The sequence below is a fragment of the Pseudomonas sp. NyZ201 genome (assembly GCF_049860765.1).
Lineage (GTDB): Bacteria > Pseudomonadota > Gammaproteobacteria > Pseudomonadales > Pseudomonadaceae > Aquipseudomonas > Aquipseudomonas bharatica.
This window is the reverse complement of sequence record NZ_CP187557.1, coordinates 189418-216226: the sequence shown is the minus strand read 5'-3', so window position 1 is coordinate 216226 and position 26809 is coordinate 189418. Positions and strand designations below refer to the sequence as shown.

At 63.9% G+C, this 26809-nt stretch carries 26 protein-coding genes and 1 pseudogene; 11 read left to right on the top strand and 16 right to left on the bottom strand.

Going from position 1 to position 26809, the window contains the following annotated elements; translation table 11 throughout:
- Nucleotides 1-242 precede the first annotated feature (242 nt).
- A pseudogene (locus ACPFMA_RS00940) lies at nucleotides 243-791 on the bottom strand (sterol desaturase family protein); the annotation flags it as partial.
- Between the two features lie 191 nt (nucleotides 792-982).
- On the opposite strand from ACPFMA_RS00940, the gene elbB reads away from it, so the two are divergent.
- The gene (gene elbB, locus ACPFMA_RS00935; protein ID WP_425929521.1) at nucleotides 983-1648 is read left to right on the top strand and encodes an isoprenoid biosynthesis glyoxalase ElbB; all 666 of its coding nucleotides are present in this window, start codon (nucleotides 983-985) and stop codon (nucleotides 1646-1648) included.
- 107 nt (nucleotides 1649-1755) lie between these two features.
- Here elbB and ACPFMA_RS00930 read toward each other — a convergent pair whose 3' ends face one another.
- On the bottom strand, nucleotides 1756-2220 hold the full coding sequence (locus ACPFMA_RS00930) for a YaiI/YqxD family protein (RefSeq protein WP_425929520.1): 465 nt from the start codon (nucleotides 2218-2220) through the stop codon (nucleotides 1756-1758).
- A gap of 63 nt (nucleotides 2221-2283) precedes the next feature.
- Nucleotides 2284-4179 carry an FTR1 family protein gene (locus ACPFMA_RS00925; RefSeq protein ID WP_425929519.1) on the bottom strand — a complete coding sequence of 632 codons (1896 nt, stop codon included), beginning with the start codon at nucleotides 4177-4179 and terminating at the stop codon, nucleotides 2284-2286.
- 320 nt (nucleotides 4180-4499) lie between these two features.
- On the opposite strand from ACPFMA_RS00925, the gene ACPFMA_RS00920 reads away from it, so the two are divergent.
- Genes ACPFMA_RS00920 through ACPFMA_RS00905 form a run of 4 tightly spaced genes read left to right on the top strand, consistent with a single transcriptional unit; the run spans nucleotide 4500 to nucleotide 7637 of the window.
- Nucleotides 4500-5894 carry a COG3014 family protein gene (locus ACPFMA_RS00920; RefSeq protein ID WP_425929518.1) on the top strand — a complete coding sequence of 465 codons (1395 nt, stop codon included), beginning with the start codon at nucleotides 4500-4502 and terminating at the stop codon, nucleotides 5892-5894.
- Between the two features lie 14 nt (nucleotides 5895-5908).
- Nucleotides 5909-6280, top strand: coding sequence for a YcfL family protein (locus ACPFMA_RS00915; RefSeq protein WP_009395670.1), 372 nt, complete (start codon nucleotides 5909-5911; stop codon nucleotides 6278-6280).
- A 19-nt stretch (nucleotides 6281-6299) separates the two neighbouring features.
- Nucleotides 6300-6890, top strand: coding sequence for a penicillin-binding protein activator LpoB (gene lpoB, locus ACPFMA_RS00910; protein ID WP_009395671.1), 591 nt, complete (start codon nucleotides 6300-6302; stop codon nucleotides 6888-6890).
- A gap of 3 nt (nucleotides 6891-6893) precedes the next feature.
- Nucleotides 6894-7637, top strand: coding sequence for a hypothetical protein (locus ACPFMA_RS00905; RefSeq protein ID WP_064301090.1), 744 nt, complete (start codon nucleotides 6894-6896; stop codon nucleotides 7635-7637).
- A 97-nt stretch (nucleotides 7638-7734) separates the two neighbouring features.
- On the opposite strand, the gene ACPFMA_RS00900 is transcribed toward ACPFMA_RS00905, so the two are convergent.
- The 3 genes from ACPFMA_RS00900 to ACPFMA_RS00890 all read right to left on the bottom strand — a co-directional run bounded on the left by ACPFMA_RS00900 (nucleotide 7735) and on the right by ACPFMA_RS00890 (nucleotide 10950).
- Nucleotides 7735-8367, bottom strand: coding sequence for a LysE family transporter (locus ACPFMA_RS00900; RefSeq protein WP_064301089.1), 633 nt, complete (start codon nucleotides 8365-8367; stop codon nucleotides 7735-7737).
- A gap of 85 nt (nucleotides 8368-8452) precedes the next feature.
- Nucleotides 8453-9040 (bottom strand): mechanosensitive ion channel family protein, encoded by a 588-nt coding sequence (locus ACPFMA_RS00895; RefSeq protein ID WP_009395675.1) that lies wholly within the window; start codon nucleotides 9038-9040, stop codon nucleotides 8453-8455.
- A complete protein-coding gene (locus tag ACPFMA_RS00890; RefSeq protein ID WP_425929517.1) occupies nucleotides 9040-10950 on the bottom strand; it encodes an ATP-binding cassette domain-containing protein in 1911 nt (636 codons plus the stop codon). The genes ACPFMA_RS00895 and ACPFMA_RS00890 overlap by 1 nt, the downstream gene beginning before the upstream one ends.
- Nucleotides 10951-11000: 50 nt before the next feature.
- Here ACPFMA_RS00890 and ACPFMA_RS00885 point away from each other — a divergent pair, with 50 nt between their 5' ends.
- Nucleotides 11001-11483 (top strand): TIGR02444 family protein, encoded by a 483-nt coding sequence (locus ACPFMA_RS00885; RefSeq protein WP_064301087.1) that lies wholly within the window; start codon nucleotides 11001-11003, stop codon nucleotides 11481-11483.
- Here ACPFMA_RS00885 and ACPFMA_RS00880 read toward each other — a convergent pair.
- Nucleotides 11459-12562 (bottom strand): AlgP family protein, encoded by a 1104-nt coding sequence (locus ACPFMA_RS00880; RefSeq protein ID WP_425929516.1) that lies wholly within the window; start codon nucleotides 12560-12562, stop codon nucleotides 11459-11461. The genes ACPFMA_RS00885 and ACPFMA_RS00880 overlap by 25 nt on opposite strands.
- A gap of 241 nt (nucleotides 12563-12803) precedes the next feature.
- Between ACPFMA_RS00880 and ACPFMA_RS00875 the strand changes: the two genes are divergently transcribed.
- Complete coding sequence (locus tag ACPFMA_RS00875; protein WP_420057752.1) at nucleotides 12804-13466, top strand: FKBP-type peptidyl-prolyl cis-trans isomerase; 663 nt, start codon at nucleotides 12804-12806, stop codon at nucleotides 13464-13466.
- Nucleotides 13467-13493: 27 nt separating this feature from the next.
- Here the strand turns inward: ACPFMA_RS00875 and ACPFMA_RS00870 are convergent, their stop codons facing one another.
- The 7 genes from ACPFMA_RS00870 to ACPFMA_RS00840 all read right to left on the bottom strand — a co-directional run bounded on the left by ACPFMA_RS00870 (nucleotide 13494) and on the right by ACPFMA_RS00840 (nucleotide 19890).
- A complete protein-coding gene (locus ACPFMA_RS00870; RefSeq protein ID WP_037058943.1) occupies nucleotides 13494-13964 on the bottom strand; it encodes an Rsd/AlgQ family anti-sigma factor in 471 nt (156 codons plus the stop codon).
- A 227-nt stretch (nucleotides 13965-14191) separates the two neighbouring features.
- The gene (locus ACPFMA_RS00865; RefSeq protein WP_064301084.1) at nucleotides 14192-14713 is read right to left on the bottom strand and encodes a disulfide bond formation protein B; all 522 of its coding nucleotides are present in this window, start codon (nucleotides 14711-14713) and stop codon (nucleotides 14192-14194) included.
- A 199-nt stretch (nucleotides 14714-14912) separates the two neighbouring features.
- A complete protein-coding gene (locus tag ACPFMA_RS00860) occupies nucleotides 14913-16151 on the bottom strand; it encodes a heme biosynthesis HemY N-terminal domain-containing protein (protein ID WP_425929515.1) in 1239 nt (412 codons plus the stop codon).
- Nucleotides 16148-17278, bottom strand: a complete 1131-nt coding sequence (locus ACPFMA_RS00855; protein ID WP_064301082.1) for a uroporphyrinogen-III C-methyltransferase — start codon at nucleotides 17276-17278, stop codon at nucleotides 16148-16150. Before ACPFMA_RS00855 ends, ACPFMA_RS00860 begins: the two co-directional genes overlap by 4 nt.
- Nucleotides 17279-17322: 44 nt before the next feature.
- Nucleotides 17323-18090: a uroporphyrinogen-III synthase gene (locus tag ACPFMA_RS00850; protein WP_425929514.1), complete on the bottom strand. Its 768-nt coding sequence runs from the start codon at nucleotides 18088-18090 to the stop codon at nucleotides 17323-17325.
- Nucleotides 18087-19028: a hydroxymethylbilane synthase gene (gene hemC / locus ACPFMA_RS00845; protein ID WP_425929513.1), complete on the bottom strand. Its 942-nt coding sequence runs from the start codon at nucleotides 19026-19028 to the stop codon at nucleotides 18087-18089. The genes ACPFMA_RS00850 and hemC overlap by 4 nt, the downstream gene beginning before the upstream one ends.
- A 115-nt stretch (nucleotides 19029-19143) precedes the next feature.
- Nucleotides 19144-19890 carry a LytR/AlgR family response regulator transcription factor gene (locus tag ACPFMA_RS00840; RefSeq protein ID WP_009395694.1) on the bottom strand — a complete coding sequence of 249 codons (747 nt, stop codon included), beginning with the start codon at nucleotides 19888-19890 and terminating at the stop codon, nucleotides 19144-19146.
- 303 nt (nucleotides 19891-20193) lie between these two features.
- Between ACPFMA_RS00840 and argH the strand changes: the two genes are divergently transcribed.
- Nucleotides 20194-21588 carry an argininosuccinate lyase gene (gene argH / locus ACPFMA_RS00835; protein WP_009395695.1) on the top strand — a complete coding sequence of 465 codons (1395 nt, stop codon included), beginning with the start codon at nucleotides 20194-20196 and terminating at the stop codon, nucleotides 21586-21588.
- Nucleotides 21589-21711: 123 nt separating this feature from the next.
- On the opposite strand, the gene ACPFMA_RS00830 is transcribed toward argH, so the two are convergent.
- The gene (locus ACPFMA_RS00830; protein ID WP_425929512.1) at nucleotides 21712-22380 is read right to left on the bottom strand and encodes a glutathione S-transferase family protein; all 669 of its coding nucleotides are present in this window, start codon (nucleotides 22378-22380) and stop codon (nucleotides 21712-21714) included.
- A gap of 147 nt (nucleotides 22381-22527) precedes the next feature.
- On the opposite strand from ACPFMA_RS00830, the gene ACPFMA_RS00825 reads away from it, so the two are divergent.
- From ACPFMA_RS00825 to ACPFMA_RS00815, 3 genes are all read left to right on the top strand, one after another.
- Nucleotides 22528-22812: a hypothetical protein gene (locus tag ACPFMA_RS00825; RefSeq protein WP_009395700.1), complete on the top strand. Its 285-nt coding sequence runs from the start codon at nucleotides 22528-22530 to the stop codon at nucleotides 22810-22812.
- Nucleotides 22813-22895: 83 nt separating this feature from the next.
- Nucleotides 22896-23141 (top strand): TIGR02647 family protein, encoded by a 246-nt coding sequence (locus tag ACPFMA_RS00820; protein ID WP_009395701.1) that lies wholly within the window; start codon nucleotides 22896-22898, stop codon nucleotides 23139-23141.
- Nucleotides 23142-23317: 176 nt separating this feature from the next.
- Complete coding sequence (locus tag ACPFMA_RS00815) at nucleotides 23318-26173, top strand: class I adenylate cyclase (protein ID WP_420057745.1); 2856 nt, start codon at nucleotides 23318-23320, stop codon at nucleotides 26171-26173.
- Here the strand turns inward: ACPFMA_RS00815 and rnk are convergent, their stop codons facing one another.
- Nucleotides 26174-26584 carry a nucleoside diphosphate kinase regulator gene (gene rnk / locus ACPFMA_RS00810; protein WP_009395703.1) on the bottom strand — a complete coding sequence of 137 codons (411 nt, stop codon included), beginning with the start codon at nucleotides 26582-26584 and terminating at the stop codon, nucleotides 26174-26176.
- Between the last annotated feature and the right edge of the window lie 225 nt (nucleotides 26585-26809).

The window sequence follows — 26809 nt, the reverse complement described above, 5'->3', positions numbered from 1 at the left end:
CGGAAATTCGCCAGGTCCTGCCCAGCCTGTGGATAACGTTGCGCCACATCCCCCGGTCGCCAGCCGGTGGGCATGAACCAGATGCGCAGCTTGTCCTGCCAGCGCGAGGCGCGGCGCGCATCGTTCCACAGCTGCGCGTAGAACTGCAGGTTGGCCCACAGCGGATTCCAGCTCGCCAGCGGCGTGGTCACGCCGAAGATCACCGGCTCTGCATCATCCTCTGGCTGAAAGGTGCCGAACAGGCGGTCCCAGAGAATGAACACACCACCGTAGTTGCGATCCAAATACAAAGGATTCTGTGCATGGTGGACGCGATGGTTGGAGGGCGTGACGAAGATCCACTCGTACCAGCCAAGCCTGGGGATGTGCCGCGTATGAACCCAGAACTGGTACAGCAGGTTCAACGCGCCGACGCTGATGAACACCAGCAACGGCACACCGAGCACCGCCAGCGGCAGATAGAACACCCACGACAACAGGAAGCCCGTGCTGGTTTGGCGCAGCGCCGTGGAGAGGTTGTACTCCTCGCTCTGGTGATGCACCGAGTGCGCTGCCCACAGGATGTTGCGCTCATGCCCGAAGCGGTGCAGCCAGTAATAGCAGAAGTCATAGGCAACGAAGGCGATCACCCATACCCACCAGGCCTCGGACGGCAATTCGAAAAGGGCCAGGTGTTCTACCGCAATGGCGTAGGTCACCAGGCCGACGCCCTTGGTCAGCAAGCCGAAGGTGGTGGACAGTACCCCCGCACTCAGGCTGTTGACGGTATCGGCCAGACGATAGTTGCGCATGCCGCGCCAGCGATCGGCGAGCAGCTCGACCGCTATCACCACGAAGAAAAACGGCACGGCGAGCAGGATGAAGTCCATGGCAGGTCCATTTTCAGGCGATGGATCAAGATTAGGCCTACGATCCACTTATCCCTATGGCGACAACTGCCAAATTAGACGACATTTAGCGCCTTGAAACGGGAGTAGAAAGCATGACCAAAAAAGTTGCTGTGATTCTGTCGGGCTGCGGCGTCTACGACGGCGCGGAAATCCACGAAAGCGTGATCACCCTGCTGCGTCTCGACCAGCGTGGTGCCCAGGTACAGTGCTTCGCGCCGAACATCGCGCAGATGCATGTGATCAACCACCTGACTGGCGAAGAAATGCCCGAAACGCGCAATGTGCTGGTCGAGTCGGCGCGCATTGCCCGCGGCGAGATCAAGGACCTGGGCGAGGCGGACGTCAACGACTTCGACGCGCTGATCGTGCCCGGCGGGTTTGGCGCGGCGAAAAACCTGTCCAGCTTCGCCGTCGATGGCCCCGGCTGCAGCGTTCACCCGGATGTACTGGCCCTGGCCGAAGCCTTTGCCGAGGCGGGCAAACCGGTGGGCCTGATCTGCATCTCGCCGGCACTGGCAGCGAAGATCTATGGTCCTGGCGTGGTCTGCACCATCGGCAACGACGCCGATACCAGCGCGGCCATCGTCAAGATGGGCGGCACCCATGAAGAATGCGATGTACACGACATCGTCGAAGACACCCAGCGCAAGCTGGTCAGCACCCCGGCCTACATGCTGGCGCAGTCGATCAGCGACGCGGCGAGCGGCATCAACAAGCTGGTGGACCGGGTTCTTGAGTTGACCCACGAAGGCGAGTGACATCAAGGCGCCGCGAACTTTGTGGGAGCGGGTTCACCCGCGATTACGATAGTGAATTCACCGACGCAATCGCGGGTAAACCCGCTCCCACAGGGTCTACGGAGGCCCTATGATCCAGGAAACTGCCTCGCCAGCCGGATCAGGATCCGGTCCAGCGAATTGGCAAACGCCTGCTTCTCCTTCTCCCCGTAGGGCGCCTGCCCGCCGCCAACCTGCCCCTGCTCGCGCAGGTCGGTGAACAGGTTGCGCACCGCCAACCGCTCGCCCATGTTCCGCTCGTCGAACTCGCGGCCGCGCGGGTCCAGCGCTGCCACGCCTTTTTTCACCAGCCGGTCGGCCAGCGGTACGTCGCTGCAGATCACCAGTTCGCCCGGCACGGCATGCTCCACCAGATAGTTATCGGCGGCATCCGGCCCGCTGGGCACGACGATCAGCCTGACAAGGGCGAACGGCGGCTTGGCCTGGGGCCCGCCGGCCACCATCACCACCTCGAACTGGCGCTTTAGCGCGAACTTGACGACCTGGTCCCTGGCCAGCTTCGGACAGGCATCGGCGTCGATCCAGACACGCATGACAGAGTTATCCACAACTTGAAACGGGCGGGCAGTATGGCTGCTCGCCCGCCCCGCTTCAAATCACGACGCCGCCACGCGCCGCGAAGCCAGCCAGCTGCGCCCGTACAGGACGACGACCGCCAGCAGCGCGACGCACTGGGCAGACAGCGAATAGAGATCGGCATGAATCCCCAGCCATTCGAAGTCGAAGAACGCCACTGGATGGGTGCCGAACACCCCGGCTTCCTGCAAGGCCTTGACCCCGTGGCCGGCGAACACGACCGACAGCGCGCAAAGCAGTGCCGCGTTGATGCTGAAGAACAACGCCAGCGGCAACCTGGCCGAACCACGCAGGATCACCCAGGCCAGACCGACCAGCAGCACCAGCGCCGTCGCACCACCGGCCAGCACCGCCTGATGCCCGCCGGGGCCCGCCTGCAACCACAGGGTTTCGTAGAACAGGATCACTTCGAACAGCTCGCGATACACCGAGAAGAACGCCAATACGGCAAAGCCGAAGCGACCGCCGCCGCCGACCAGGCTGCTCTTGATGTAGTCCTGCCAGGCGGCAGCGTGGCGCCGGTCATGCATCCACACCCCGAGCCAAAGCACCATGACGCTGGCGAACAAGGCCGTACTGCCTTCCAGCAACTCGCGCTGGGCACCGCCGACATCGATCACATAGGCTGCCACCGCCCAGGTGGCAAAACCGGCAACCAGGGCCAGGCCCCAGCCGATGTTGACGCTGCGCACCGCCGCCTGCTGGCCGGTGTTGCGCAGGAACGCCAGGATCGCCGCCAGCACCAGGATCGCTTCCAGGCCCTCGCGCAGCAGGATCAGCAAACCGGAAACGAAGCTCAGCGACCAGCTCAGGCCATCGCCCCCCAGCAGGCCGGCACATTCCTTCAGACTGGCCTTGGCGACATCCAGCCTGGCCATCACCTGATCCAGCGGCAGGCCGTCCTGCAGCGACTGGCGGTAAGCCATCAAGGCCTTTTCGGTGGTCTTGCGCAGGTTGCTATCGACGTTGTCCAGCGAGCTTTCCACCAGCTCGAAACCTTCCAGGTAGGCCGCGACGGAAAGGTCGTAGGCCTGCTCATGGTCACCACTGCGGTAAGCCGCAAGGCTCTGGTCGAGGGTGTTGGCGGTGTAGTCGAGCAGTTGCCCCGGGCCGCGCTTGACCTGCGGCGGCTGGGCGCGCTGGGCGCGGAACGCCGCTACCGCGTCGGCACCCTGGGCCGCCTGGACTTCCGCCGGGGTCTGGCGCGCCAGATCGCCGAGGCTGAACGGCTTGTCATTGGCAGCCTTGGCCGGATCGGCGGTAAAGCTGGCGATGTAGGTCGCCAGGTCCCAGCGCTGGCGCTCATCGAGCTGGTCGGCAAAGGACGGCATGTCGGTGCCTTCGATGCCCAGCCCGAGGGTGCTGTAGATAGCGTAGAGGCTCAGGTGGTCCAGACGGCCGGGATCACGCAGGTTCGCCGGGGCAGGCTCCAGGCCGACACCTGCCGGGCCGTCACCGGCGCCGGTCTCGCCATGGCAGACGGAGCAATGCTGGGCATACAGCGGCGCACCGCGGGTCGGATCGGGCGTGATCAAGGGAGCCAGGGCGACCTCGTAGGTCAAAGCCAGGTCGGCGCCCAACTGTCGGGCCTGACGGGCTACTGCCGGGCCGTCCTGACGTTCGCTGATCGCCTGGCGCAGGGCAGCTACCCCGTCCTCCAGCGCCTTGCGTTGCGGGCGATCCGGCAGGTCGGCCAGCAGCCCTTGCAGCGTGCCGACGAACTCCAGTTGCTCGCGGTACTCGGACTCGTCGAGCACCGCGCCGGCCTTGACCGTCGGCGGATAGTCGGCACCGATGTAATCCAGCAAATGCAGGGCTTTCGCCGCCCCCTCGACAGGTTCGGCGAGTGCCACGGCACTGCCCAGGGCCAGCACTGGCCAGAGCAGCCAGGCGATCAAGCGGGAGCGGGAAATCATGAGCCAATCTCGGACGTCAGCGATGAGGCGAATATTGTTCACCGCCGCCCTGGCAGGCTCAAGGCGAATCGTAAAAATTCGCAACAATTTCATCAGTTGCCACTTTCTTCCTTGGAAAATTACCGCTCGTCGGCTGGCTCAGGGATAATGGCACTCGTAGTGGCACTTACCGGTGGTAACAAACGGCTCCTCCTGCCCCAGGGGAAAAGGTGCTTAATGCCTCGCGCCACCAACTATACCCATTCGAAATTTCAATAAGCCTTATAAGAATTTCCGGACCTAAGCAGCCGGAAAATCCGCCAACACTCAGGGAAGAAGTAATGAAATCCCGCGTACTCACGCTCGCCACGCTCTTCGTGGCTACCCAGCTGACTGGCTGCGCGATGTTCCGCAGCTACGACAACGAACTCAAGGAAACCAACCAGCATCTGAGCACCGGCAATGTCGATGCCGCTCTCGCCGTGCTGGAGAAAAACAACACGGGCGACGACAAGGACCTGCTCTATTGGTTCGAGAAGGGCGAACTGCTGCGCTCCAAGGGCGACCTGGCAGGCAGCCAGAACGCCTGGCGCGAAGCCGACGGCATGGTATTCAAATGGGAAGAATCGGTCAGGCTCGATACCGACAAGTACCTGAGCCAGTTCGGTAGCTACCTGATCAACGACAAGGTCCGCCGCTACGAAGGCTACGACTACGAAAAGGTCATGCTGACCACGCAGATGGCCCTCAACCTGCTGGCACAGAACGATTTCGATGGTGCCCGCACGGCGATCAAGAAAACCCACGAACGCGAGGCAGTGATCGCCGAACTTCGCGACAAGGAATACCTCAAGCGCGAGGAAGAGGCCGAAAAGGAAGGGCTCAAGACCGAGTACAAGGACCTTCAGGGCTATCCGGTGGCAGCCCTGGACGCACCTGAAGTCATCAGCCTCAAGAACAGCTATCAGAGCGCCTTCAGCCACTTCTTGTCCGGCTATGTCTACGAGGCACTTGGCGAACGGGGCCTGGCTGCGCCGGGCTATCGCAAGGCCGCTGAACTGCTGCCCAACACCCCGCTGCTGGAACAGGCGCTGCTCGACCTCGACAAGACCCCGGGCAAGGACCAGGACAGCGACGTACTGATAGTCGTCCAGAGCGGCCTTGCCCCGGCACGCGACTCGATCCGCATTCCCCTGCCCTTGATGATCAGCGGCAACCTGGTGATCACCCCGCTGTCGTTCCCGATCATGCGCGAAGATGCGTCCACCGCACGCATCAGCCAGATCAACCTGGACGACAAGGCGCTGAACCTCACTGCGCTCAACAGCACTTCGGCCATGTCCCGTCGTGCCCTGCGCGACGACATGCCCGGCATCATCCTGCGCACCACCGTACGCGCGGTAACCCGTGGCGTGGCGCAGAAGCAGATCAACGAGACCAACCCGATGGCCGGACTGGTCATGGGCATCGCCTCGACCATCACCGAGGGCGCCGATACCCGCACCTGGCGCACCCTGCCCAACGACACCCTGGTCACCCGCGTGCGTCTGCGCCAGGGCGAGCACCAGTTGAGCCTGCCGTCGGGCCTGGGTGGCAGCAAGGTGGTGGTCAAGGTCGAGCATCCGTACCAGGTCGTCGCCCTGCGCGTGGTCGGCAACCAGGTCTATACCGCCGGCCAGGCAGCCCACGTCCTCACTTCTCCCGCGCCGGCCGCCGCCGTCGCCAGCCTCAAGTAAACGAAGGATTCGTCATGCGATTCAAACTGTCCCTCGCCCTCGCCGCCGCCCTCCTGGCCGGCTGCGCCACCCCGCCGCCACCCGCACCCGGCAGCGCTGCCAGCAAGGTCGCGGTGATGGGCAAGCTGAAGAACATCGAGACCGGCCCGATGCGGGTCGCGCGCGAGAACGGCTTCCTTACCGTCAAGGTAGCGCTGAACAACACCAGTGGCAGCAACAGGACACTCTTCTATCGCTTCGCCTGGCTGGGCAACGACGGCTTCCCGGTAGCCGATGAGGAGAGCTGGAAGACCGTGACCCTTTATGGCTCGCAGTCCACCGTGCTGCCCGCCATCGCACCGGTGCCACAGGCCACCGATTTCCGTCTTGAAGTCCAGTCGCAGTAATTCTTTCCAGGAGTTTTCCATGAAGTTCATCCAGATTTCCCTGCTCGCTGCCGTCGTCGCCCTGGCCAGCGGCTGCTCCAGCCCGTCCCCGGTACTGGGCGGCAAGAACATCAGCTACGGCGACAGCAAGGCCGTCGAACTGGTGACCAACGAGTTCGGCTCCACCGACCTGCAGATGATCGCCGAGAGCATGACCCGCTCGCTGGCCCAGTCCGGCGTGCTGCACGGCCGCCCGGTGGTGCAGGTCTACGATGTGAAGAACAAGACCAGCGAGTACATCGATACCCGCGAGATCACTACGTCGATCAAGACCCAGCTGATGAAGTCCGGCACCGCCCGCTTCGCCAGCGACAACAACCAGATGGACAGCCAGGTCGACCAGCTCAAGCTGCAGAACCAGAGCGGCCTGTACAAGAAAAGCACCGTCGCCAAGACCGGCAACATGATCGCCGCCAAGTACCGCCTGGAAGGTTCGATCAGCTCGATCGTCAAGCGCAGCAGCGATTACAAGGACGTGTTCTACAAGTTCAGCCTGCAACTGGTCGATGTCGAAAGCGGCCTGGCCGAATGGATGGACGAAAAAGAAATCCGCAAGACAACGGAGCGCTAAGCAATGCGTGCATGGATGGGAATCCTCGGCCTGGCTTGCGCCTTCGGCGTGCAAGCGGCCCCCAGGGTGGCGGTGACCGACCTCGCGTACCAGGAACGGGTGGAGCAGTACATCCACATCGTCGCCGCGCAGAGCAATTCATCGGCCAGCCCGTACCACGCCAGCAGCGCGTCGAGCTACGCCGAGTTCGAGAGCAGCGACAGCTACATCGAGCAGACCGAACTGCGCAAGTTCAGCGGCGACATCAAGGGCGAGATCCTCAAGTCCGGGATGTTCCAGCTGGTCCAGGGCAAGCCGTACATCACCGGCAGCAAGACCGATGTCTACGACATCATCAAGCGCATCAAGGCCGGTGATTTCAAGGGTGCCGACTACGTGCTGTTCGGTACCCTCTCGGACATCGACTTCCAGCGCGACATCAATGCCCTCGACCACACCAGCAGCTATTCGGCGGTGCTGGGCCTGACGCTGGTGGCGGACTTCAGCCTGATCAATACACGCACCTACGAAATCACCTCGGCATTCACTGCCATGGGCGAGGGGCAGGACACCAAGCTGGTGGGCTCGCGGGATATCAAGGTCAGCCTGAACCGGCCAAGAGTGGTGCGGGAAGTGTCGAAGGAACTGGGCGTGGACGTAGCCCGGCAGATGGCGGAGCAGTTGGGTGGGCAGGTGCCGGGGGCGGAAGGTCGCCCTTATCCGCGCAACAACCTGCCGCCTGATGAGCCGGCGAAGATCCTGCGCTGAAATGTGGCCTCTGTGGGAGCGGGTTCACCCGCGATTGCGTCAGTGAATTCACCACCGCATCGCGGGTGAACCCGCTCCCACAGGGTAAGCGTCGTTCTCAGACCGGCGCCCGGCGAATCGTGGCCAGCAAGGTCGCCGCCCCCAGGAACAACCCGGCAAAGGTGCGGTTCATCCGCCGCTGCTGTTTCGGCGTGCGCAGCAGGCGCAGCACTTTCGACGCCAGCCCGGTGTAACCGGCCATCACCAGCAGATCCACACTGATCATGGTCACCGTGATCATCACGTACTGCGGCAGCAGCGCTTCATGCGGATTGATGAACTGCGGCAGCACCGCCAGCATGAACACCAGCGCCTTCGGGTTGCTGACATTGACCAGGAACCCGCGGAATACAAGGCTCAGCGGCCTGCCGATCGGGCGCACTGCGGATTCATCGGACAGGTCGGCCGGCAGCGCCCGCCATTGCTTGACCGCGAGATAGACCAGGTAGGCCACCCCGAACCACTTGATCACCTGGAAGGCCGTCGCCGAAGCCGCCAGCACCGCGCCTACCCCGGCAGCGATGATCGCGATCTGCAGGATCAGGCCCAGTTGCAGGCCCAGGGCATTCCAGTACCCGCGCCAGAATCCGTATTGCAGGCCACAGGACATCGAGGCGATGGCCCCGGCACCCGGCGACAGGCTGATTACCCAGCAGGCGGCGAAAAAGGCCAACCACGTTTCCAGCGACATCTCACACCTCGGCCAATAAGTCGGTTCAAGGGCTCAACGCTAATCCGCCTGAAGGAAAATCACCACAAAAGTTTTCAGGGAACCATCACTTGCCGAGGGACTTGTCTTCGCCCACCAGCGGCAGCCCATCGCTACCACGCCAGCGGCGCACGGATTTCTGGAAGAACTGGCTGTTCGGCACCTGCACCAGCGCGCCGCCGGTTTCCGGCATTTCCACCAGGGTGGTGAACAGCAGGTTGATCGCCGTGACCCGGCCCTTGATGCCGGGCTTGTCGGTGGTATCGACCAGTTCCACCACGTCACCGATGCGGAACGGTCCGACGGTGAAAATCAGCACCGCGCAGAGCAGATTGGAAAGCACGCTCCAGATCGCGAAGAAGGCCACCGCTGCCACCGCGACGAACCCCGACAGGGCGGTCCACAACACGGTAGCGGACACACCCAGGCGCTCCAGCACGAACAGCACCGCGCTGCCCATGATCAGCCAGCGCAGGCCGCCACGCAGCGGCATCATCAGTTGCGGCGGCAGCGGGTAGCGTTCGCCCAGGGTCTTGAGGCTGCGCGCCACCAGGCGTTGCAGAACGAAGGCCACCACCAGGATCAGCAGTATCTGCAGGCCCATCCAGAACGGCCCGAGCCATTCCACCGGGATCATCTGCCGCAACGACTCCATCAGGACAATGCCTCCAGCTCCGCCTGCATGGTCTCCAGCACTTCCAGCGCTTCCATCCAGGCTTCTTCCAGTTCCGCTTCGCGGGTTTTCAGTTGCGCCTGACGTGCCAGCAGGTCGCGCAGCTCATCCTTGCGCGCCGCCTCGTAGACGCCACTGTCACCGAGGCTCGCCTCGACCTTCGCGAGGTCTGCGTGCAGCTTGCTCAACTCGGCTTCCAGCTTGTCGGCCTGACGCTTGTGCGGTGCCAGTTGCTGGCGCAGGGCTGCAGCGGCCTGGCGCTGGGCCTTCTTGTCGGTCTTGTCCGGGTTGACCGGAGTGTTGCTGACCGGTGCGTTGCGCTGACGATAATCGACCAGCCAGCGGGCGTAGTCGTCGAGGTCGCCCTCGAACTCGCTGACCTTGCCATTGGCGACCAGGAGGAACTCGTCGGTGGTGCTCTTGAGCAGATGACGATCGTGGGAAACCACCACCACGGCGCCGCTGAATTCCTGCAGGGCCATGGTCAGCGCCAGGCGCATTTCCAGGTCCAGGTGGTTGGTCGGTTCGTCGAGCAGCAACAGGTTCGGCCGCTCCCAGGCGATCAACGCCAGGGCCAGGCGGGCCTTTTCGCCACCGGAGAAATTGACCACCGGTTCGTCGCAGCGATCGCCACGGAAGTCGAAGCCGCCGAGGAAATCGCGCAGGGTCTGCTCGCGCTCGCTGGGCGCCAGGCGTTGCAGATGCAGGAGCGGGCTGGCCTTGCTGTCCAGCGAGTCGAGCTGGTGCTGGGCGAAGTAGCCAACCGCGGTGTTCTCGCCGCGAACCAGGCGCCCGGCCAGCGGCTGCAGCTCGCCGGAGAGGTTCTTGATCAGCGTCGATTTACCCGCGCCGTTGGGGCCAAGCAGGCCGATCCGGGCACCAGGCACCAGTTGCAGCTTGACCTTTTCCAGCACGGTCTTCTCGCCGTAACCCAGGCGGGCTTCGGACAGGTCGAGCAACGGGCTGGAGATCTTCTGCGATTCACGGAAAACGAAGTCGAACGGCGAATCGACATGGGCGGCGGTCAGCTCCTCCATGCGTTCCAGCGCCTTGATCCGGCTCTGCGCCTGGCGGGCCTTGGTGGCCTGGGCCTTGAAGCGGGCGATGTACTTTTCCATGTGCGCGCGCTGGGCCTGCTGCTTCTCGTAGGCCTGTTGCTGCTGCGCCAGGCGCTCGGCCCGGGCTCGCTCGAACGCCGTGTAGCCGCCGCGATAGAGCGTCAGCTTGCACTGTTCGACATGGGCGACGTGATCGACCACGGCATCGAGGAAGTCCCGGTCGTGGGAAATCAGCAACAGCGTGCCGGGGTACCCCTTGAGCCAGTCTTCCAGCCAGAGGATCGCATCGAGATCCAGGTGGTTGGTCGGTTCGTCGAGCAGCAGCAGGTCGGAGGGGCACATCAGTGCCTGGGCCAGGTTCAGGCGCATCCGCCAGCCACCGGAGAAGTCACCGACACGACGATCCATCTGTTCGTTGCTGAAGCCCAGGCCGGCCAGCAACTTGCGCGCGCGGGCGTCGGCGGTATAGCCGTCGGCGCTGTCGAGTTCGACATGCAGGCGCGCCAGCGCGGCGTTATCGTGCGCGGCTTCGGCAGCGGCCAGCTCGTCCTGCACCTTGCGCAGGCGAATATCGCCGTCAAGCACATAGTCCACGGCCAGGCGATCGAGGGTGTCGACCTCCTGGCGCATATGGGCGATGCGCCAGTCGCCGGGCAGCTGGCAGTCACCCGAGTCCGGGGTCAGTTCGCCGCGAAGCAAGGCGAACAGGCTGGATTTGCCGGCGCCATTGGCACCGATCAGGCCGGCTTTCTGGCCGGCGTGCAGGGTCAACTCGGCGCCTTCTAGCAGGCGTTGCGGACCACGCTGTAAAGTGAGGTTCGAAAGTCTGATCATAATGGCGGCGGAGTCTACCAGCTTCGCTGGCAACTGGCGCGAGCAGGAATATGCACACCGACCTGTGGGATTTCGCCGTCGGGCTTTATGCCCGTCCTGGCGTGGAAACAGCCTGCCTGGAATTGCAGGCATTGGGCGCCGATGTCTGCCTGCTGCTCTGCGGCGCCTGGCTGGAACAGCGCTGTGTGGCGCTCAGCGACGAGCGTGTTGAAGGGCTTCGGCAACTGGCCAGGCCTTGGCAAACCGATGTGGTCCGACCGTTACGCGCACTGCGCCAGCAATGGCGCGCCGACGCGCTGAAGGATGCGCAACTGGCGGCCCTGCGTGAACGATTGAAGGCACTTGAACTGGATGCGGAACGCCTGCAACTGCAACGCCTGCAAGACATGTGCAGTGGCTGGCCGAACGGAGCCGAAGCCCCGTCGGAAAGCTGGCTGGCCCGGCTGGCGCCGGCAGCCTCCCGCGATCACGACGCGCTGCGTGTGCTGCGCGTCGCGACGGGAACCACTCAGGAAGCCGAAGACGGCGTCTGAGTGCTTGGGGTGGCAGCAGCAGGCGTTGCCGCCGGCGCTGGCGAAGCAGCAGGCGTTGGTGCCGGAGTGGCAGCCGGAGTAGCGGGCTTGGCCGCAGCGGGTTTGGCGGCGGCAGGTTTTGCCGCTGGCTTGGCTGCTGCAGGTTTGGCAGGTGCCTTGGTCGCAGCAGGCTTGGCGGCGGGCTTGGCGGCTGGTTTCGCAGCAGCAGGCTTGGCCGCCGGTTTGGCAGCAACTGGCTTGGCAGCGGGTTTCGCAGCGGCAGGCTTGGCAGCAGCTTTGGCTGGAGCTTTAGCAGCAGTGCTGGCCGGCTTGGCCGCTGCTGGCTTGGTAGCAGCAGGCTTCGCGGCTGGCTTGGCGGGTGCCTTGGCTGCAGCGGTTTTCGCGGCGGGTTTGGCGGTAGCGGCTTTGGCAGCAGGCTTGGCAGCTACTGGTTTCGCGGCTGGCTTGGCTGGGGCTTTGGCGGCGGCGGTTTTTGCTGCAGGCTTGGCGGCAGCAGGCTTGGCAGCAGCTGGTTTCGCGGCTGGCTTGGCTGGAGCCTTGGCAGCAACAGCCTTCGCGGCTGGCTTGGCCGGAGCCTTGGCAGCAGCAGCCTTGGCGGCAGGTTTGGCCGGCGCCTTGGCGGCAGCAGGCTTGGCGGCCGGTTTCGCGGCGGCCTTGGCAGCAGCAGGTTTAGCCGGAACGCGAGAGGACAGGGCCTTGGCCGCAGCTTCACGAACCTTGCCGACGCCCTGGGCAATTTTCAGGCTTTCCTGGGCATCTTTTTTCAGTTGCACAATATAAGTACGGGTCTGGGTCTGGCGATCTTTCAAAGAATCGAGCAGTGCTTCCAGTTCGCCAACCGCGGTTTTTGCCTTGTCCTGCGCCTTGGCTTTACCCGAGGCGGCAACGTCCTGAAGTTTCAGGCGCGACTTGTGCAATTTCTCCTGAGCCTTGCCACGTTGTTTTTCCAACTTGGCGAGCAGTTTTTCCGCATCGGCCAGCGCTTGCGAGCAGGCATCTTCCAAATGCTCGAGCAGGCTGCCCGAGAGTTGTTGCAGCAGGTGCAACGGCGTGTTGACTGGCTTCTTGTTGGCCGACATGGCTTTCCTCCTGGCTGACGAAATTGCGGCTCATACTAGACCTGTGCTGCTATCGCCGCTAGGGCATGTTGACAGTAAAGAAGTCGCCGCGTTGCATGCCTGGGCAAAGTTGTCGAAGCTGCCGCTGGGGGCAAGTGTAGTTGCTGCGTTACAGAATGCAGACAATTAACTAACTTGCCTCGGCGAACAGGCATAATCAAACCCGCTGCAACTCTTCTTTTTTCATCTTCGGAGCCAGCCCGTGCCGCGCTATTTGCTGCTGTCGTTATTCTTCCTGCTGCCCCCGGCCCATGCGGAACAATCCGCCGCTGCATCGGATCATGATCTGGCCTACAGCCTCGGCGCCAGCCTTGGCGAACGCTTGCGTGCGGAAGTCCCCGGGCTGCAGCTCCAGGCCCTGATCGAAGGGTTGCAGCAGGCTTACCAGAACAAGCCACTTGCCCTGCCCCAGGCACGTATCGATGCCATCCTCGCCCAACATGACCAACAGGCCAACGATGCGGCCGCACAGTCCCATGTCGAACAGGCACTGGCTGCGGAGCGACGCTTTATCGCCAACGAACGCGGCCGTGCCGGCGTGCGTGAATTGAGCGATGGCGTACTGATGAGCCTGTTGCAGCAAGGCACGGGCGCCAAGCCGAAAGCGGGCGGCAAGGTCAAGGTGCGTTATGTAGGGAGATTGCCGGACGGCACGGTCTTCGACCAGAACGACCAGCCCCAGTGGTTCAACCTGGACAGCGTGATCGCGGGTTGGCAGGCGGCGCTGCCGGAGATGGCGGCGGGCTCGAAATACCGCCTGGTGATCCCGTCCGGGCAGGCTTATGGCGCCGATGGTGCAGGCGACCTGATCGCCCCCTACACGCCACTGGTATTCGAGATCGAATTGCTCGACGTTGCCGACTGAGCGTCGGCAACGTTACAGGGCCCGGCGTCAGGCAAGCGCTGCTGCGTTTTCCTTGTGCGCCGTGTGCAACGCGTCGATGAGGCCATCTTCAAGTTCGAAGCGCTCACGCAACTTGCTGCCCAGTTTCTTCAACTCTTCGGCGAAATGCTCGGGATCGGTACATTCGCCTTTGCTGCAATGATCATTGAACTGCAGCGCCTGTTCAGTGCTGAGACGGATGAACTCATCGATCCCCTGCGCCTTGAGCACGCCGCTATCGTCACCGAAAGCCTTGGCTTCGCTGATCAACTGTTCCCAGATTTCAAAGTGCCAGGCCGAGACATAATCCACGAGGATCTCGCAGAACCGGCCATTGAGTGACTTGTCGGCAAATGCCGGTTTGGCATCGCGCAATTCGCGGAACGCAGTGACCAGCTCCTTTCGCTCCTGCAGCCAGCGGTCAATGAGCTTGTGAACCCCACCCCAGCGTTCCTGAGCATTCTGACAACTATCTAACATGGCGGTCTCATCCCTTAAGGGTCGTGCCCCCTGCGCCCCGATATCGCAAGTCGCGATGAAAAAGGAACAACGGCAGAACGGCATTGAGCAGCAGTGTTTTCGGTATGCGTGCAGGGAGATTATTCCCGCACGCCCTTGGCTTCAAGGTACGCAGTCGACTAGTTTCATACAAGTGTTTGATCCTGCGACCCATCGCCGCCGGCCTTTTGAAATGACGACCAACCCTTTCATGACCCCGCGGAATCGGCCAGGTTCAGCCGGCGTTGCGGCAGCAAGCGAATCAGCACGGCCACCGCCAGGCCAACGAACGCCAGCAGGCTCCATTCCGGCACGCTCAGGCTGAAGAAACTCCAGGTGATCGGCACGCATTCGGCCGACCCCAGCACCAGGGCATGCAGCCATTGGCTGGCTGTTCCCTGTTCGAGAAGGTAGGCCAGGCTCTGCTCGCATGGGATCTCGGGTGATGGAAACAGCCCTTGCAGCCATACATGCCGTGCCGCCAGGGCACTGCCGGCCAGGGATTGCGCCAGGCAGGCCCATAGCCAGATGCGTGCTGCGACACGCCCGGGCGCGCGCAGCATCGCCACCAGGCAGGTCAGCGAGAACGTCGCCAGCAGGAAACGTTGCCCCAGGCACAGCGGACATGCCGCCAGCCCCAGGCCGAGCTCAAGGTAGAACGAGCCACACAGAACCAGAAGGGACGCCAGGAATGCCGGGAAGAAGAAGGAGCGCAGACAAGCCAGAGGCATGACAGGACCAGGGCAGAAAAGACATTTGGCAACGGTAGAGGAAAGCGCCTCGTTGTTTCAAGAAGCGACTAAAGGGACAAGTCTCTGATTTTTAATGGAAAATTCGCCTAAATCAGTAGGAAAAATCCACAAACCTGCTAAGAAGCCTCTACTAGAGCCTTTTCACGGGCTGACCCTGGCGATCAGCCCGTGATCGCTGTCAAGCCCGCACCGGGTCAGGCAGTGGCAGGGCAAGCAGGCGTTCGTCGAGCAGACCAAGTCCTTCCTGGAACAGCTGGTTGCTGCGCTCGTTGTCACCCAGGCCGGCGAGCAGGCGAGCCAGTTCGGCGCAGGCTTCCGGGTTGCGCTGCAGGCGCAGGCTGTCTTCGAGATAATCCCGCGCCTTGCCCCACAAGCGATTCTGCAGGCTAAGCCGCCCAAGGGTCAGCAGCAGGCCGGGATCCTGCGGATGGGCCTTGAGCCAGCCTTCGGCGGTCTGCAATTGCTTCGCCGGGTCGCTGCCGCGCACCAGCCCGTACAGGCGCGCCAGATGAGTCTCATAATCGCGCTTGAGGGCAGTGCGAAGGATTTCCTCCGCCTCGTTTTCCGCGCCAAGTTGACGAAGCTGCTCGGCATAGGCCAGGACCAACTGCGGCTCTTGCCGCTGGGCGTTGGTCAGTTGCTGCCAGGCGCGCTCCAGCGACTGTCGCGCGGCCTGGCCGTCGTCCTCGCGCTGGGCCGCCAGGGAAAGGTTCTGCCCCCAGGCCCGGCGCTCCAGTTCCGCAAGTTCCTTGGCCGAAAGCACCTTGTCCTTGCGCAGTTCCGGCATCAGGCGGATCAGTGCCGACCAGTCGCCACGCTGCTGATACAGACGCTGCAACTGCCTCAGGACCTGCACATTGTGCGGGTGACGCTCGTGCATGGCCTGCAGGGTTTCAAGAGCGGCATCGGTGTCGCCGCGATCGACCTGCAACTGCGCATGAGTCAGGGCGATCGCCAGTTCCGCCTGTGGCTGACGCTCCAGCGCCCGTTCCAGCAGGCTGTCGCTGTCTTCGGTGCGCCCCAGCTCGTTGGCCGCACGGGCCGCGCCGAGGTAGTACAGCAGCGGTTGGCGCTCGGCCTCGGCGGCACGATGCAGATGCCGCTGGGCGCTGGCCCAGCGCCCCTCGGCCAGGTCCAGCTGGCCCTGTTCGATGGCGAGCCGGGTACGCCGGCTGCGGTTGCGCCGCGACCATGGATTGACCACACCGGTAGAGGTCAGCACCAGACCGATAAGCAGCTTGAGCAACCACAGGACCAGAACCACGGCTGCCAGCAGCGCCAGGGTCGCCCACAGGCTCGATTCATAGCGGAAACCGTCATAGGCGATCAGCACGTAGCCTGTGTGCCTGGCTACGGCGATACCCAGCAGGGTCGCGACGACAATCGCCACGATCACCAGGATGTAGGCGCGTTTCATGGCGTCGCCTCCCCGGCTTTTTCACCCGGCTGGCGCAGGATCGCTTCCTCGGCGGGCAGATGCCGGCGCTCGAGATAGGCCTGGACGGCGGCCAGGCTTTCAGCCAGGTCCGGCGTGACCACGGTCACCGGTTCCTTCACCAGCGCGTTGAGCTGGTCCAGCATCAGGCGGCTCTGTTCGTTGTCCTTGTTGAAGCTGCCCAGCAACACGCTGCGCGCCTCATCCAAGGCCTGGCCGTAGACCTTGGCCTCGCCGTTCAACGCTGCCCACTGCGCCTGTTCCAGGGCCAGGCTCAGGGCCAGGCGCACCTGGGCAAGGGCCTGTCCGGCGAGCAACGGACGAATGTTGTCATCGGCGTTGAAATCGATACGGAAATAACGCGAGATCTGCGCCCACCACTGCGCCCACCGACTGTCACTGTCGGCGCCGGCCCCCAGGCCGAACAGGGGTTCGCCATCGTTCTTGAATTCCGGCGCCAGCGCATTGAGCTGCACGACCTGTTCACGCAGCGCGGCAAGCTTGAGGAACAGCCCGGTGCGGTCCGGTTGCTGCACGCTGTTCAAGGCGGCAAGACTGCGGGCCAATTGCTCGCGGGCCGCGAAGGAAGCCGGGTCGCTCTGCTCGCGCAGGATCTGGTCGGCACCTTCCACCAGCGCCCGGGCGCTGGCGATGTCCTGCAAGGCTGACAGGCGCAGGCTGGCCAGCCGCAGCAAGTGTTCGGCCTCGGCCAGGCGCCAGTCCTTGCGGCTGGCGCCCAGTACCGTTTCCAGGCGCTGGCTCAGGCGTTGCTGGTCGCCCTGCAGTTGCGCGACCAGGCGGCGGCGGTCCTCCAGCTCGCTGGCCGGCGGCAGGCTGTCGAGCTGCGCCGATAGCTGCTGCTCGCGGGCTTGCAAGGCCTCGCTTTGCTGGTTGAGCTGGCGAACCTGCTCGACCTGGTCCTGGTTCACCTGCTGCAGGTGCCGCACCTGCCACAGCCCCCAGCCACCGGCTGCCACACCTGCGGCGCCGAGCAGCAGGGCGAGGATCGCCAGACCGTTTCCGGAACGCCCGGAAGACGCAGGCGCAGGATTCGTCGAAGCCTCGGACGTCGTTTGCTGTTCTTCGTTGGGCAAGGCTGTTTCGCTCACGTATCCATCCTTTGTTTTCAGGCGCGTCGCCTCAGCTTAGCGCCTCAGGAAGCGGGTGCAGGGGTTTCCTGCAGCGCCGCCAGCAAAGCCGCGGCACCGGCGCCACGGCAATCCACCACATTCTGCGCACCGGCCTGGCGGGCGATCTGCGCGACCCGCGGGCTCGGCACGAACAAGGGCAGCCGCGCCAGACGCGGCCAATCCTGCGCAGCAAGCGCGCACAGGTGTTCGAAGCCCTGTCCACTGCTGACCACCACCCCGTTCAGGCGTTCCGCTGCGATCCGCTGCACCAGGGCATTGGCAGGGTAGTCGGGGAGCCCGCGACGGTACAGCGGCAGATAGTCGACATGCGCGCCCTGCGCAGTCAACTGGCTGGCCAGCAGTTCGCGGCCGTCCTCTCCACGCATGATCAGCACTCGCGGCGTTGCGCAGGCCAGGGCCGCCTGCAGGCGAGGCAGGCGCAGCAGCGCTTCGCTGTCGTCGGCGCCTTGCGGGTAATGCACCTCCAGCCCCTGCTCTTCAAGCACTGCGGCGGTCGCCGCGCCGACGGTGAACCAGGCCAGCGGCGGCAACGAGGACCAGTGCTCGGCACACAGCGCCAACCCCAGGCGGGCTGCCGGCTTGCTCACCACGATAACCGCACGGTAGCGATCAAGGTTGCGCACCAGCGCCCGCTGCTTCTCCGAAACCGCCAGCGGCTGGATGTCGAGCAAAGGCATGCAACTGCCGTACACACCGGCGGCATCCAGGGTGGCGGCCAGGGCCGCGCAATCTTCGCCCGGCCGGGTCAGCAGCAGCCGCCAGGCGGTCACGGGTGACCGGCCTCGCCATAGACGGCCTTGAGAATGTCACCAGCGCCCTGGGCCAGCAGCGCTTCGGCGACCTGTACGCCAAGGTTTTCGGCATCGCCACGGGGGGCGCGGCCTTGCGCGTTCAGCAGCGCACCGCCAGCCGGCTCGCCCACCAGGCCGCGCAGCCACAGTTGGTCACCTTCGAGCACGGCGTAGCAGGCGATCGGCACCTGGCAGCCGCCGTTGAGATGCTTGTTGAGTGCCCGCTCGGCATTGACGCGGTCGGCAGTGTCGGCGTGATGGAGTGGCGCCAGCAGCGCATGGATTTCGCTGTCGGCGCTGCGGCATTCGATACCGACCGCTCCCTGGCCGCCTGCAGGCAGGCTGTCATCGACGCTGATGGTGTCGGTGATGCGGTCTTCGAAACCAAGGCGGATCAGCCCGGCAGCCGCAAGAATGATGGCGTCGTATTCACCGGCGTCCAGCTTGGCCAGGCGGGTGTTGACGTTGCCGCGCAGGAAACGGATCTGCAGGTCAGGGCGGCGGGCCAGCAACTGGGCCTGGCGGCGCAGGCTGGAAGTGCCGACGATGCTGCCGGCCGGCAGCGCATCGAGGCTGGAGAAGGTATTGGAAACAAAGGCGTCGCGCGGGTCTTCACGTTCGCAGATGCAGAACAGGCCGAGGCCCTCGGGGAAGTCCATCGGCACGTCCTTCATCGAGTGCACGGCGATATCCGCCTGCTGTTCGAGCAGCGCGGTTTCCAGCTCCTTGACGAACAGGCCCTTGCCGCCGATCTTCGACAACGGCGAGTCGAGCAGCTTGTCGCCGCGACTGACCATCGGCACCAGGGTCACGACCAGGCCGGGATGCGCCTGTTCCAGACGGGCTTTGACATATTCGGCCTGCCACAGGGCAAGGGCGCTTTTGCGGGTGGCAATGCGGATTTCGCGAGTGGACATGGAACGATCCGTACGAGATAGATTCGCCGGATGATAACAGCTAGATCAAAGTCCCTTGCAGATCCATGTCAGCAAAGAAGTGACCGTCCGTGGCCGCGATCGCTCCATCCCCGCCCTAAAGCTGCTGCATCATTTTGCGGACGCCGGCCACATGCCGGCGGCTGACGATCAGCGCATCGCCATTCAAACCCTTGAGAAACAGCTGGAAATGCCCGAGGGGCGTGCGTTGCAGGCGTTCGATGCGATCGCGCGCGACCAGGGCATTGCGGTGGATGCGCACGAAGCGCTCGCCGAATTCGTCCTCCAGCGCCTTCAGCGGCTCATCCAGAAGGACCTCGCCGTGTTCATGGCGCAAGGTGACGTACTTGTGGTCGGCGATGAAGTAGATCACCTGGTCCAGGGGAATCAGCTCGATGCCCTTGCGGGTCCGCGCGCTGATGTGGCTGCGCGGAGCGCTGCCGCTGTCTCCGGCCGGGCGGGTCAGGGCCGCAAGCTGCGTGCGGTTGGGGCGCTCGGCCTTGCGCAGGGCATCGTGCAGGGCATCGCTCTGCACCGGCTTCAAGACGTAGCCGAGGGTGCTGTCCTTGAACGCCTCGAGGGTGAACTCATCTTCGGCGGTGCAGAACACCAGTGCCGGCGGGGCTTCGCGCTCGCACAGGCGGGCGGCGACCTGCAGGCCGTCCATGCCGGGCATGCGGATGTCGAGCAGGACCACGTCGGGCTTGTGGCTATCGATCAGCGCCAAAGCCTCTTCGCCATTGGTGGCGCTGGGCTCCAGCACGGTATAGCCCTCCAGTTCGCCGAGCAGGCGGCTCAGGCGTTCGCGGGCTTGGGGTTCGTCATCAACGATCAGGACATTCATATTGCGCTGGATTCCTGCGTGAGTCTCGCACAAGGCATACGTGGACAATCACGGTGACAGGCCGTCACGGCGACCCACGCTCTGACTCGCACGATGGCTAAAGATTCACTGGTCGACAGCAAACAATGCCGATCCTCTGTCCAACTGTAGACGGTTGCCGCAACACTGCCGTTCAATCGTTGAATATCCCCTGCCAGCGCGACATAAACCCGCACTTGTACCGACCGCCGAGCCCCGTGGCGGCCGGCAACCCTGTTATCATCCGCACACTTTTTCCCGTTCACGCCTTCAACGAGCGAATCCATGAGCACTGACAAGACCAACCAGTCCTGGGGCGGCCGCTTCAGTGAACCCGTCGACGCCTTCGTCGCCCGCTTCACCGCCTCCGTCACCTTCGACCAGCGCCTGTACCGCCACGACATCATGGGTTCGATCGCCCACGCCACCATGCTGGCGAAGGTCGGCGTGCTCACCGACGCCGAGCGCGACAGCATCATCGACGGCCTGAAGACCATCCAGTCCGAGATCGAGGCCGGTAACTTCGACTGGCGCGTCGACCTGGAAGACGTGCACATGAACATCGAGGCACGCCTGACCGACCGCATCGGCATCACCGGCAAGAAACTGCACACCGGCCGTAGCCGCAACGACCAGGTGGCCACCGACATCCGCCTGTGGCTGCGTGACGAGATCGACCTGATCCTCGGCGAGATCACCCGCCTGCAGCAGGGCCTGCTGGAACAGGCCGAGCGCGAGGCGGAAACCGTCATGCCCGGCTTCACCCACCTGCAGACTGCCCAGCCGGTCACCTTCGGCCACCACCTGCTGGCCTGGTTCGAAATGCTCAGCCGTGACTACGAGCGCCTGGTGGACTGCCGCAAGCGTACCAACCGCATGCCCCTGGGCAGCGCCGCCCTGGCCGGCACCACCTACCCCATCGACCGCGAGCTGACCTGCCAGTTGCTGGGCTTCGAAGCCGTGGCCGGCAACTCGCTGGACGGCGTCTCCGATCGCGATTTCGCCATCGAGTTCTGCGCGGCGGCCAGCGTGGCGATGATGCACCTGTCGCGCTTCTCCGAAGAGCTGGTGCTGTGGACCAGCGCGCAGTTCCAGTTCATCGACCTGCCTGACCGGTTCTGCACCGGCAGCTCGATCATGCCGCAGAAGAAGAACCCGGACGTGCCGGAGTTGGTACGCGGCAAGACCGGCCGGGTGTTCGGTGCCCTGACCGGCCTGCTGACCCTGATGAAGGGCCAGCCACTGGCCTATAACAAGGACAACCAGGAAGACAAGGAACCGCTGTTCGACGCCGCCGACACCCTGCGCGACTCGTTGCGCGCATTCGCCGACATGATCCCGGCGATCAAACCGCGTCATGCGGTGATGCGCGAAGCGGCCCTGCGCGGCTTCTCCACCGCCACCGACCTGGCCGACTACCTGGTGCGCCGCGGCCTGCCGTTCCGTGACTGCCACGAGATCGTCGGCCACGCGGTGAAATATGGCGTGGACACCGGCAAGGACCTGGCCGAGATGAGCCTGGAAGAACTGCGCCAGTTCAGCGACCAGATCGATCAGGACGTGTTCGCCGTGCTGACCCTGGAAGGTTCGGTCAACGCGCGCAACCACATTGGTGGGACCGCTCCGGCGCAGGTTCGCGCTGCGGTAGCACGCGGCAAGGCCCTGCTGGCCAGCCGCTAAGCCCTGAAGGCTGGCGCGAACCAATGTGGGAGCGGGTTCACCCGCGATTACAGTGCTGGATTCACTACTGTAATCGCGGGTGAACCCGCTCCCACATTGGTTTGCGTCAAGCCATCCACTGCGTTATTGCTGACTACGCGCCTTCACCACCTTCTCCAGGAAGGTCGGGAACATCGCCGCCTTCGCTTCATTGATCGCCGCCACGTGCGGGTTCTGCCCGATCAGTTCCAGCAGCGCTACCGCCTGCGGGAAGTCTGCCAGTACATCCACGCCGTATACCTTCCTGCCCACCGCCCGGGCCAGATCGACGCTGAAGAAGAAATACAGGTCCGCCACGGTGAAGCGTTCACCTGCCACATAAGGCGCGAACACCCCATTGCGCTTGAGGGTTGCCAGCCCAGCCAGCAGCTCCGGCCAGGCCTTGGCCTTGAGCGGTTCCGGTACTTCGGCGCCAAAGAAGGACTGCGGGTAGAACACGCGGGCGGTCAACTCGATGTACAGCTCGATTTCCTTGACCAGCTCCCAGACCTTGGCCCGGGCGAAAGGCTCGGCCGGCAGCAGCGGCTTGCCGCCTTGGGTCTGCTCGATGTAGTCGAGGATGATGTCGGTCTCGCTGAGGAAACCCTGTTCGGTCTCAAGCACCGGGACCTTGCCGCGCGGGCTGATCTTCAGCGAATCAGGAACCTGGCCGCCGAAGAACAGCACTTCCTCGAAGGGCAGGCCTTTTTCCAGCAGCGCCAGTTTGACCATGTTGTAGTAGTTGCTGACCGCGAATCCATGAAGCTTGAGCATGAGGAACAGCCTCCAGGCCGTAAGGGGTTGGCCGCGCTGTTATAGCCGCAACGCCAGGCGACTGACCAGCATCATGCGGACGGCAGATACCCCGGCATTGCCGGCAAGGCCGTGGCACACTGGCTCCCTTGTCCCAAGGAGCACACCATGAGCGACCACGAGATCGACCACGACGACGATGAAGCCTTCGCCGAATCGACCCTGATCCAGGCCATTGAAAACCAGCTTGAAAGCGGCGAGCCGCCGGCCGCCCAGGCCGTGTTCAACAAGCTGACCCTGGTGGGCTATGAGCGCGATGACATCCTCAACCTGATGGCCCACGTGCTGGCGATAGAGATCGATGCCATGCTCGGCGAAGACCGCCCGTTCAACGCCGAGTGGTACGAAACCGCGTTGCGCGCCCTGCCGGAGCTGCCGCCCGAGAAGGAATAAGGCAAACCCAGGCAAGGCGACTACACTGCAAGACCAGGCATCCGCAGAGGTGCCGCCCTCCTTTTCTTGAAGTCGGAGTATCTATGTCGTTCACCCCCGAGCTGGTTGCCGAACTGGAAATTCTCGCGCTGTTCAACCTGGACAGCACTCAGGAAGGACTCAAGGTCCATGCCACTGCCGCCCCGCAAACCATTGCCGCGGCAAAACGCCTTTATGAAAAGAAGCTGATCGACCAGCCCGACGGCGGCTACCTGACGCAGCTTGGCCATGATGCTGCGGAAGCCACCCAGCAACTGCTGACCATCCTGAACGTCGCCGAGCCCGCCTGATACAGCCCGCCAACGGCCAAGCCCGTCGCCTTTGCAACGGGCTTGCCACGACAGATTCGGCGGCGCCGACAAACGGCGCTGGAAAACTGACGTCAAAAATCAAATAGCGCTTATCGCTCTACTCCGACAGCGGCTAAACTCGCCCCTGCCTCCACGACGGCTGGTTTGAGCTTGCGATGAATCTTCCTCACGAAATCCGCCCTGATCTCGACCAGGGTATCGACCGCAAGGTCCTCGGCCAGTTGCGCAAGCGCTTCATGGACCTCAACCAGGGTCGCCTGACCCGGGCCATGGAAGGGCTGTCCAGCCGCCAGCAACAGGTGCTGACCCTGTTGCCGCTGTTCTTTCACGTCAATCATCCGCTGTTGCCGGGCTATGTGTCCGGCAACACCCCGGCCGGTGTCTCCGCCTACGAGCCGGGCCCGCAGGTGCTGGCCGAGGCCCAGCGCCTGACCCGATCGTTTTCCTACAAGGCCAGGCGTGGTGAACGGCAACAGCCGATCCACGGCCTGTTCCTGATGGGCAGCCTGGGCACCCTGGCCCAGGCCGAACAGAGCGACATGGATATCTGGGTCTGCCACGCGGCCGATGCGGACGAGGCGGCCCTGGCCGAGCTGCGCAGGAAATGCCAGCTGCTGGAAGCCTGGGCCGCCAGCCAGGGTGCCGAGGCGCACCTGTTCCTGATCGAGCCAGGCCAGTTCGTGCGCGGCGAGCGCGACAGCCGCCTGAGTTCCGACAACTGCGGCACCACCCAGCATTACCTGCTGCTCGACGAGTTCTACCGCACCGCGATTTGGCTCGCCGGGCGCACACCGCTGTGGTGGCTGGTGCCGGTCTATGAGGAAAGCAATTACGCGCAGTACACCGAGACCTTGCTGTCCAAGCGCTTCGTGCGCAGCGAGGAGGTGCTGGACCTCGGCAACCTGGCGCAAATCCCGCCCGGTGAGTTCGTCGGCGCCGGGCTGTGGCAGTTGTACAAGGGGATCGAGTCCCCCTACAAATCGGTGCTCAAGCTATTGCTGACCGAGGTCTACGCCAGCGAACACCCCGACGTGCGCTGCCTGAGCCTGCACTTCAAGCAGGCCGTGTTCGCCAACATTCTCGATATCGACGAGCTGGACCCGTACATGATGGTCTACCGCCGCATCGAGCAGTACCTGCAACGGCGCAACGAAACCCAGCGCCTGGAGCTGGTACGACGCAGCCTGTACCTGAAGGTCAACCGCAAGATCAGCCAGATGGCCCGGCAGAAACCCAACTGGCAGAGCGAGCTGCTGCAGCGCCTGACGCACGAGTGGGGCTGGGACGAACGCCAGTTGGCCCTGCTCGACAGCCGCAGCCAATGGAAAGTGCGCCAGGTGGCGGCCGAACGCCGGGTGCTGGTCGCCGAGCTGAACCACAGCTATCGCTTCCTCGACCAGTTCGCCCGCAATCTCGGCGCTACCGCGCGCATCGACCAGCGTGACCTGAACATCCTCGGCCGGCGCCTGTATGCCGCCTTCGAGCGTCGCGCCGGCAAGGTCGAGTTCGTCAACCCGGGCGTGGCGCCGGACCTGGCCGAAGACACCCTGACGCTGGTCAACTCGCCGGACCGCAAGGAGCCGGGCCAGACTCATTGGGGCCTGTACAACGGCAACCTGGCCGTGCACGAATGGGAGCAGTTCATGCCGATCAAGCGCAGCCGCGACCTTCTCGACCTGCTGGCCTGGGCCCATCGCAACGGCGTGATCGACAGCGCCACGCGCCTGGCCCTGCATCCGGGCAGCAGCGACCTGAGCGAGTACGAGCTGTTCAACCTGATCGGCAGCCTGCAACAGAGCGTGATGCTGCCATTGAGCACGGTCAGCGACGCGCGCTTGCTGCGCCCGAGCGTGGCCGACGAGGTACTGCTGCTGGTCAACGTAGGCGTCGACCCGCTGCGCCATCACCGCGACCTGAACATCCTGATGACCACCGAGCGCACCGATTCGCTGAGCTACGCCGGGGTCAGGGAAAACCTGGTCCTCACCCTGGACCAGGTGACCCTCAACAGCTGGAACGAGGTCCAGGTGCTGCGCTACGACGGCGAGCATGCGCTGTTGCGCTGCCTGCGCGACTACCTCAACAGCCTCGACCACAGCCCCGTGGAAGCCCCGCACCGGCCAAGGCTGCGGGTGCGCAGTTTCTGCCACAACCGCGCCCTGGCCATCGCCCAGCGGGTCGAGGAAGTGTTCGTCACCGCCCAGGCCCTGTTCGACCAGCGCCTGGACCACCGCTACCTGATCCAGGTACAGCAGCATACCCACGTGCTGGAACTGTTCGCCGGCGGGGTGAACCTGGTCTCGGTGGACAGCCAGGCCGCGCTGCTGGCGTACCTCGGCGAAGAACGCCACGGCTACAGCCCGTTGGCACTGGACGGCAATGTGCTGGAGGAGCACGACCTGGCGCTGGTCCTGCCGCTGGGCCAGCCGCAGTGCGTGCAGGTGTTCTACCGGGTGCAGGACACCTGGGCGGACGTCTACGTGCTGGACGAATACAACGCCCTGTGGCAACAGCGCCTGCCCTTCCATGATGAAAGCAGCCTGCTCCTGCCGTTGCAGCGCTTCCTGCAATCGGTGGTGTTCCGCCGCAATGCGCGGCTGCCGATGGACGAGCAGCAGGCCCATCCACTGGACACCCTGTATTACCGGATATTGCCCTCGGGCAGCGGCCGAGCGCGGCAGGTCGAGCCATGGCAGGCACCGGAACTGGCCTTCGACCTGCCCTACTACGAAGTACAGGCAATCATCCAGGCCGCAGCGGACGACGCCATGCACGTCACCCTGTACTGCAACCAGAAGGAGTTTTCCGAGCTGGATCACGGCGACCAGCTATACGCCGTGGTCGCCCGCGAGATCATCGAGCAGCGCCGCGATGCGCAGCGCTATCGCTGCTACATCACCGACCTGGATCTGTCCGACCTGCTTGCCGACGGCCAGGGTTCGAGCATCCTGTACCTGCGCTACAAGCAGGAACTGGAGCGCCTGCTCAACCAGGCCCTGGCGGCGGTCTGATCAGAGATCGAAGTCGCCCGCCGCTTCCGGCTGGTATTCGACTTCCAGCAGCTTGAGCTTGAGGGTCTTGCCGCCGGGCGCCGGCCAGTCGATCTGCTCGCCCACCGACAGGCCGAGCAGCGCGCAGCCGATTGGCGCGAGGATCGACACGTTGCCTTCCTTGCCGGCGTCCTGCGGGTAGACCAGGGTCAGGTGATAGTCCTTGCCGCTGGCTTCCTCGCGGCAATGCACGCGGGAATTCATGGTCACCACACCTGCCGGCACCTCATCGTGGCCCACCACCTGAGCAGCGCGATCCAGCTCGCCCTGCAGGGCCAGGACGCCCGGCGCGTTCTCGTCGAGGCTGTCGATCAGGCGCTCCAGACGCTGCACGTCCAGGCGGGTGAGGGTAAGGGAAGGTTTGGTGCTCATGATCCGTTCAGGCTCCTTTTGGCAGATCGCATAAAGCAAAACCCCGCCCAAGGGCGGGGTTTTGAAATGTTCGGCAAATGGCCGGCGTGAGGCTGACACTACCACAGCCCAGCAATTTCTCAAGACCTCGAAAGCACGACGCGGACCCTGTGGGAGCGGGTTCACCCGCGATTGCGGTGGTGGACTCACTGCAGCAATCGCGGGTGAACCCGCTCCCACAGGGCC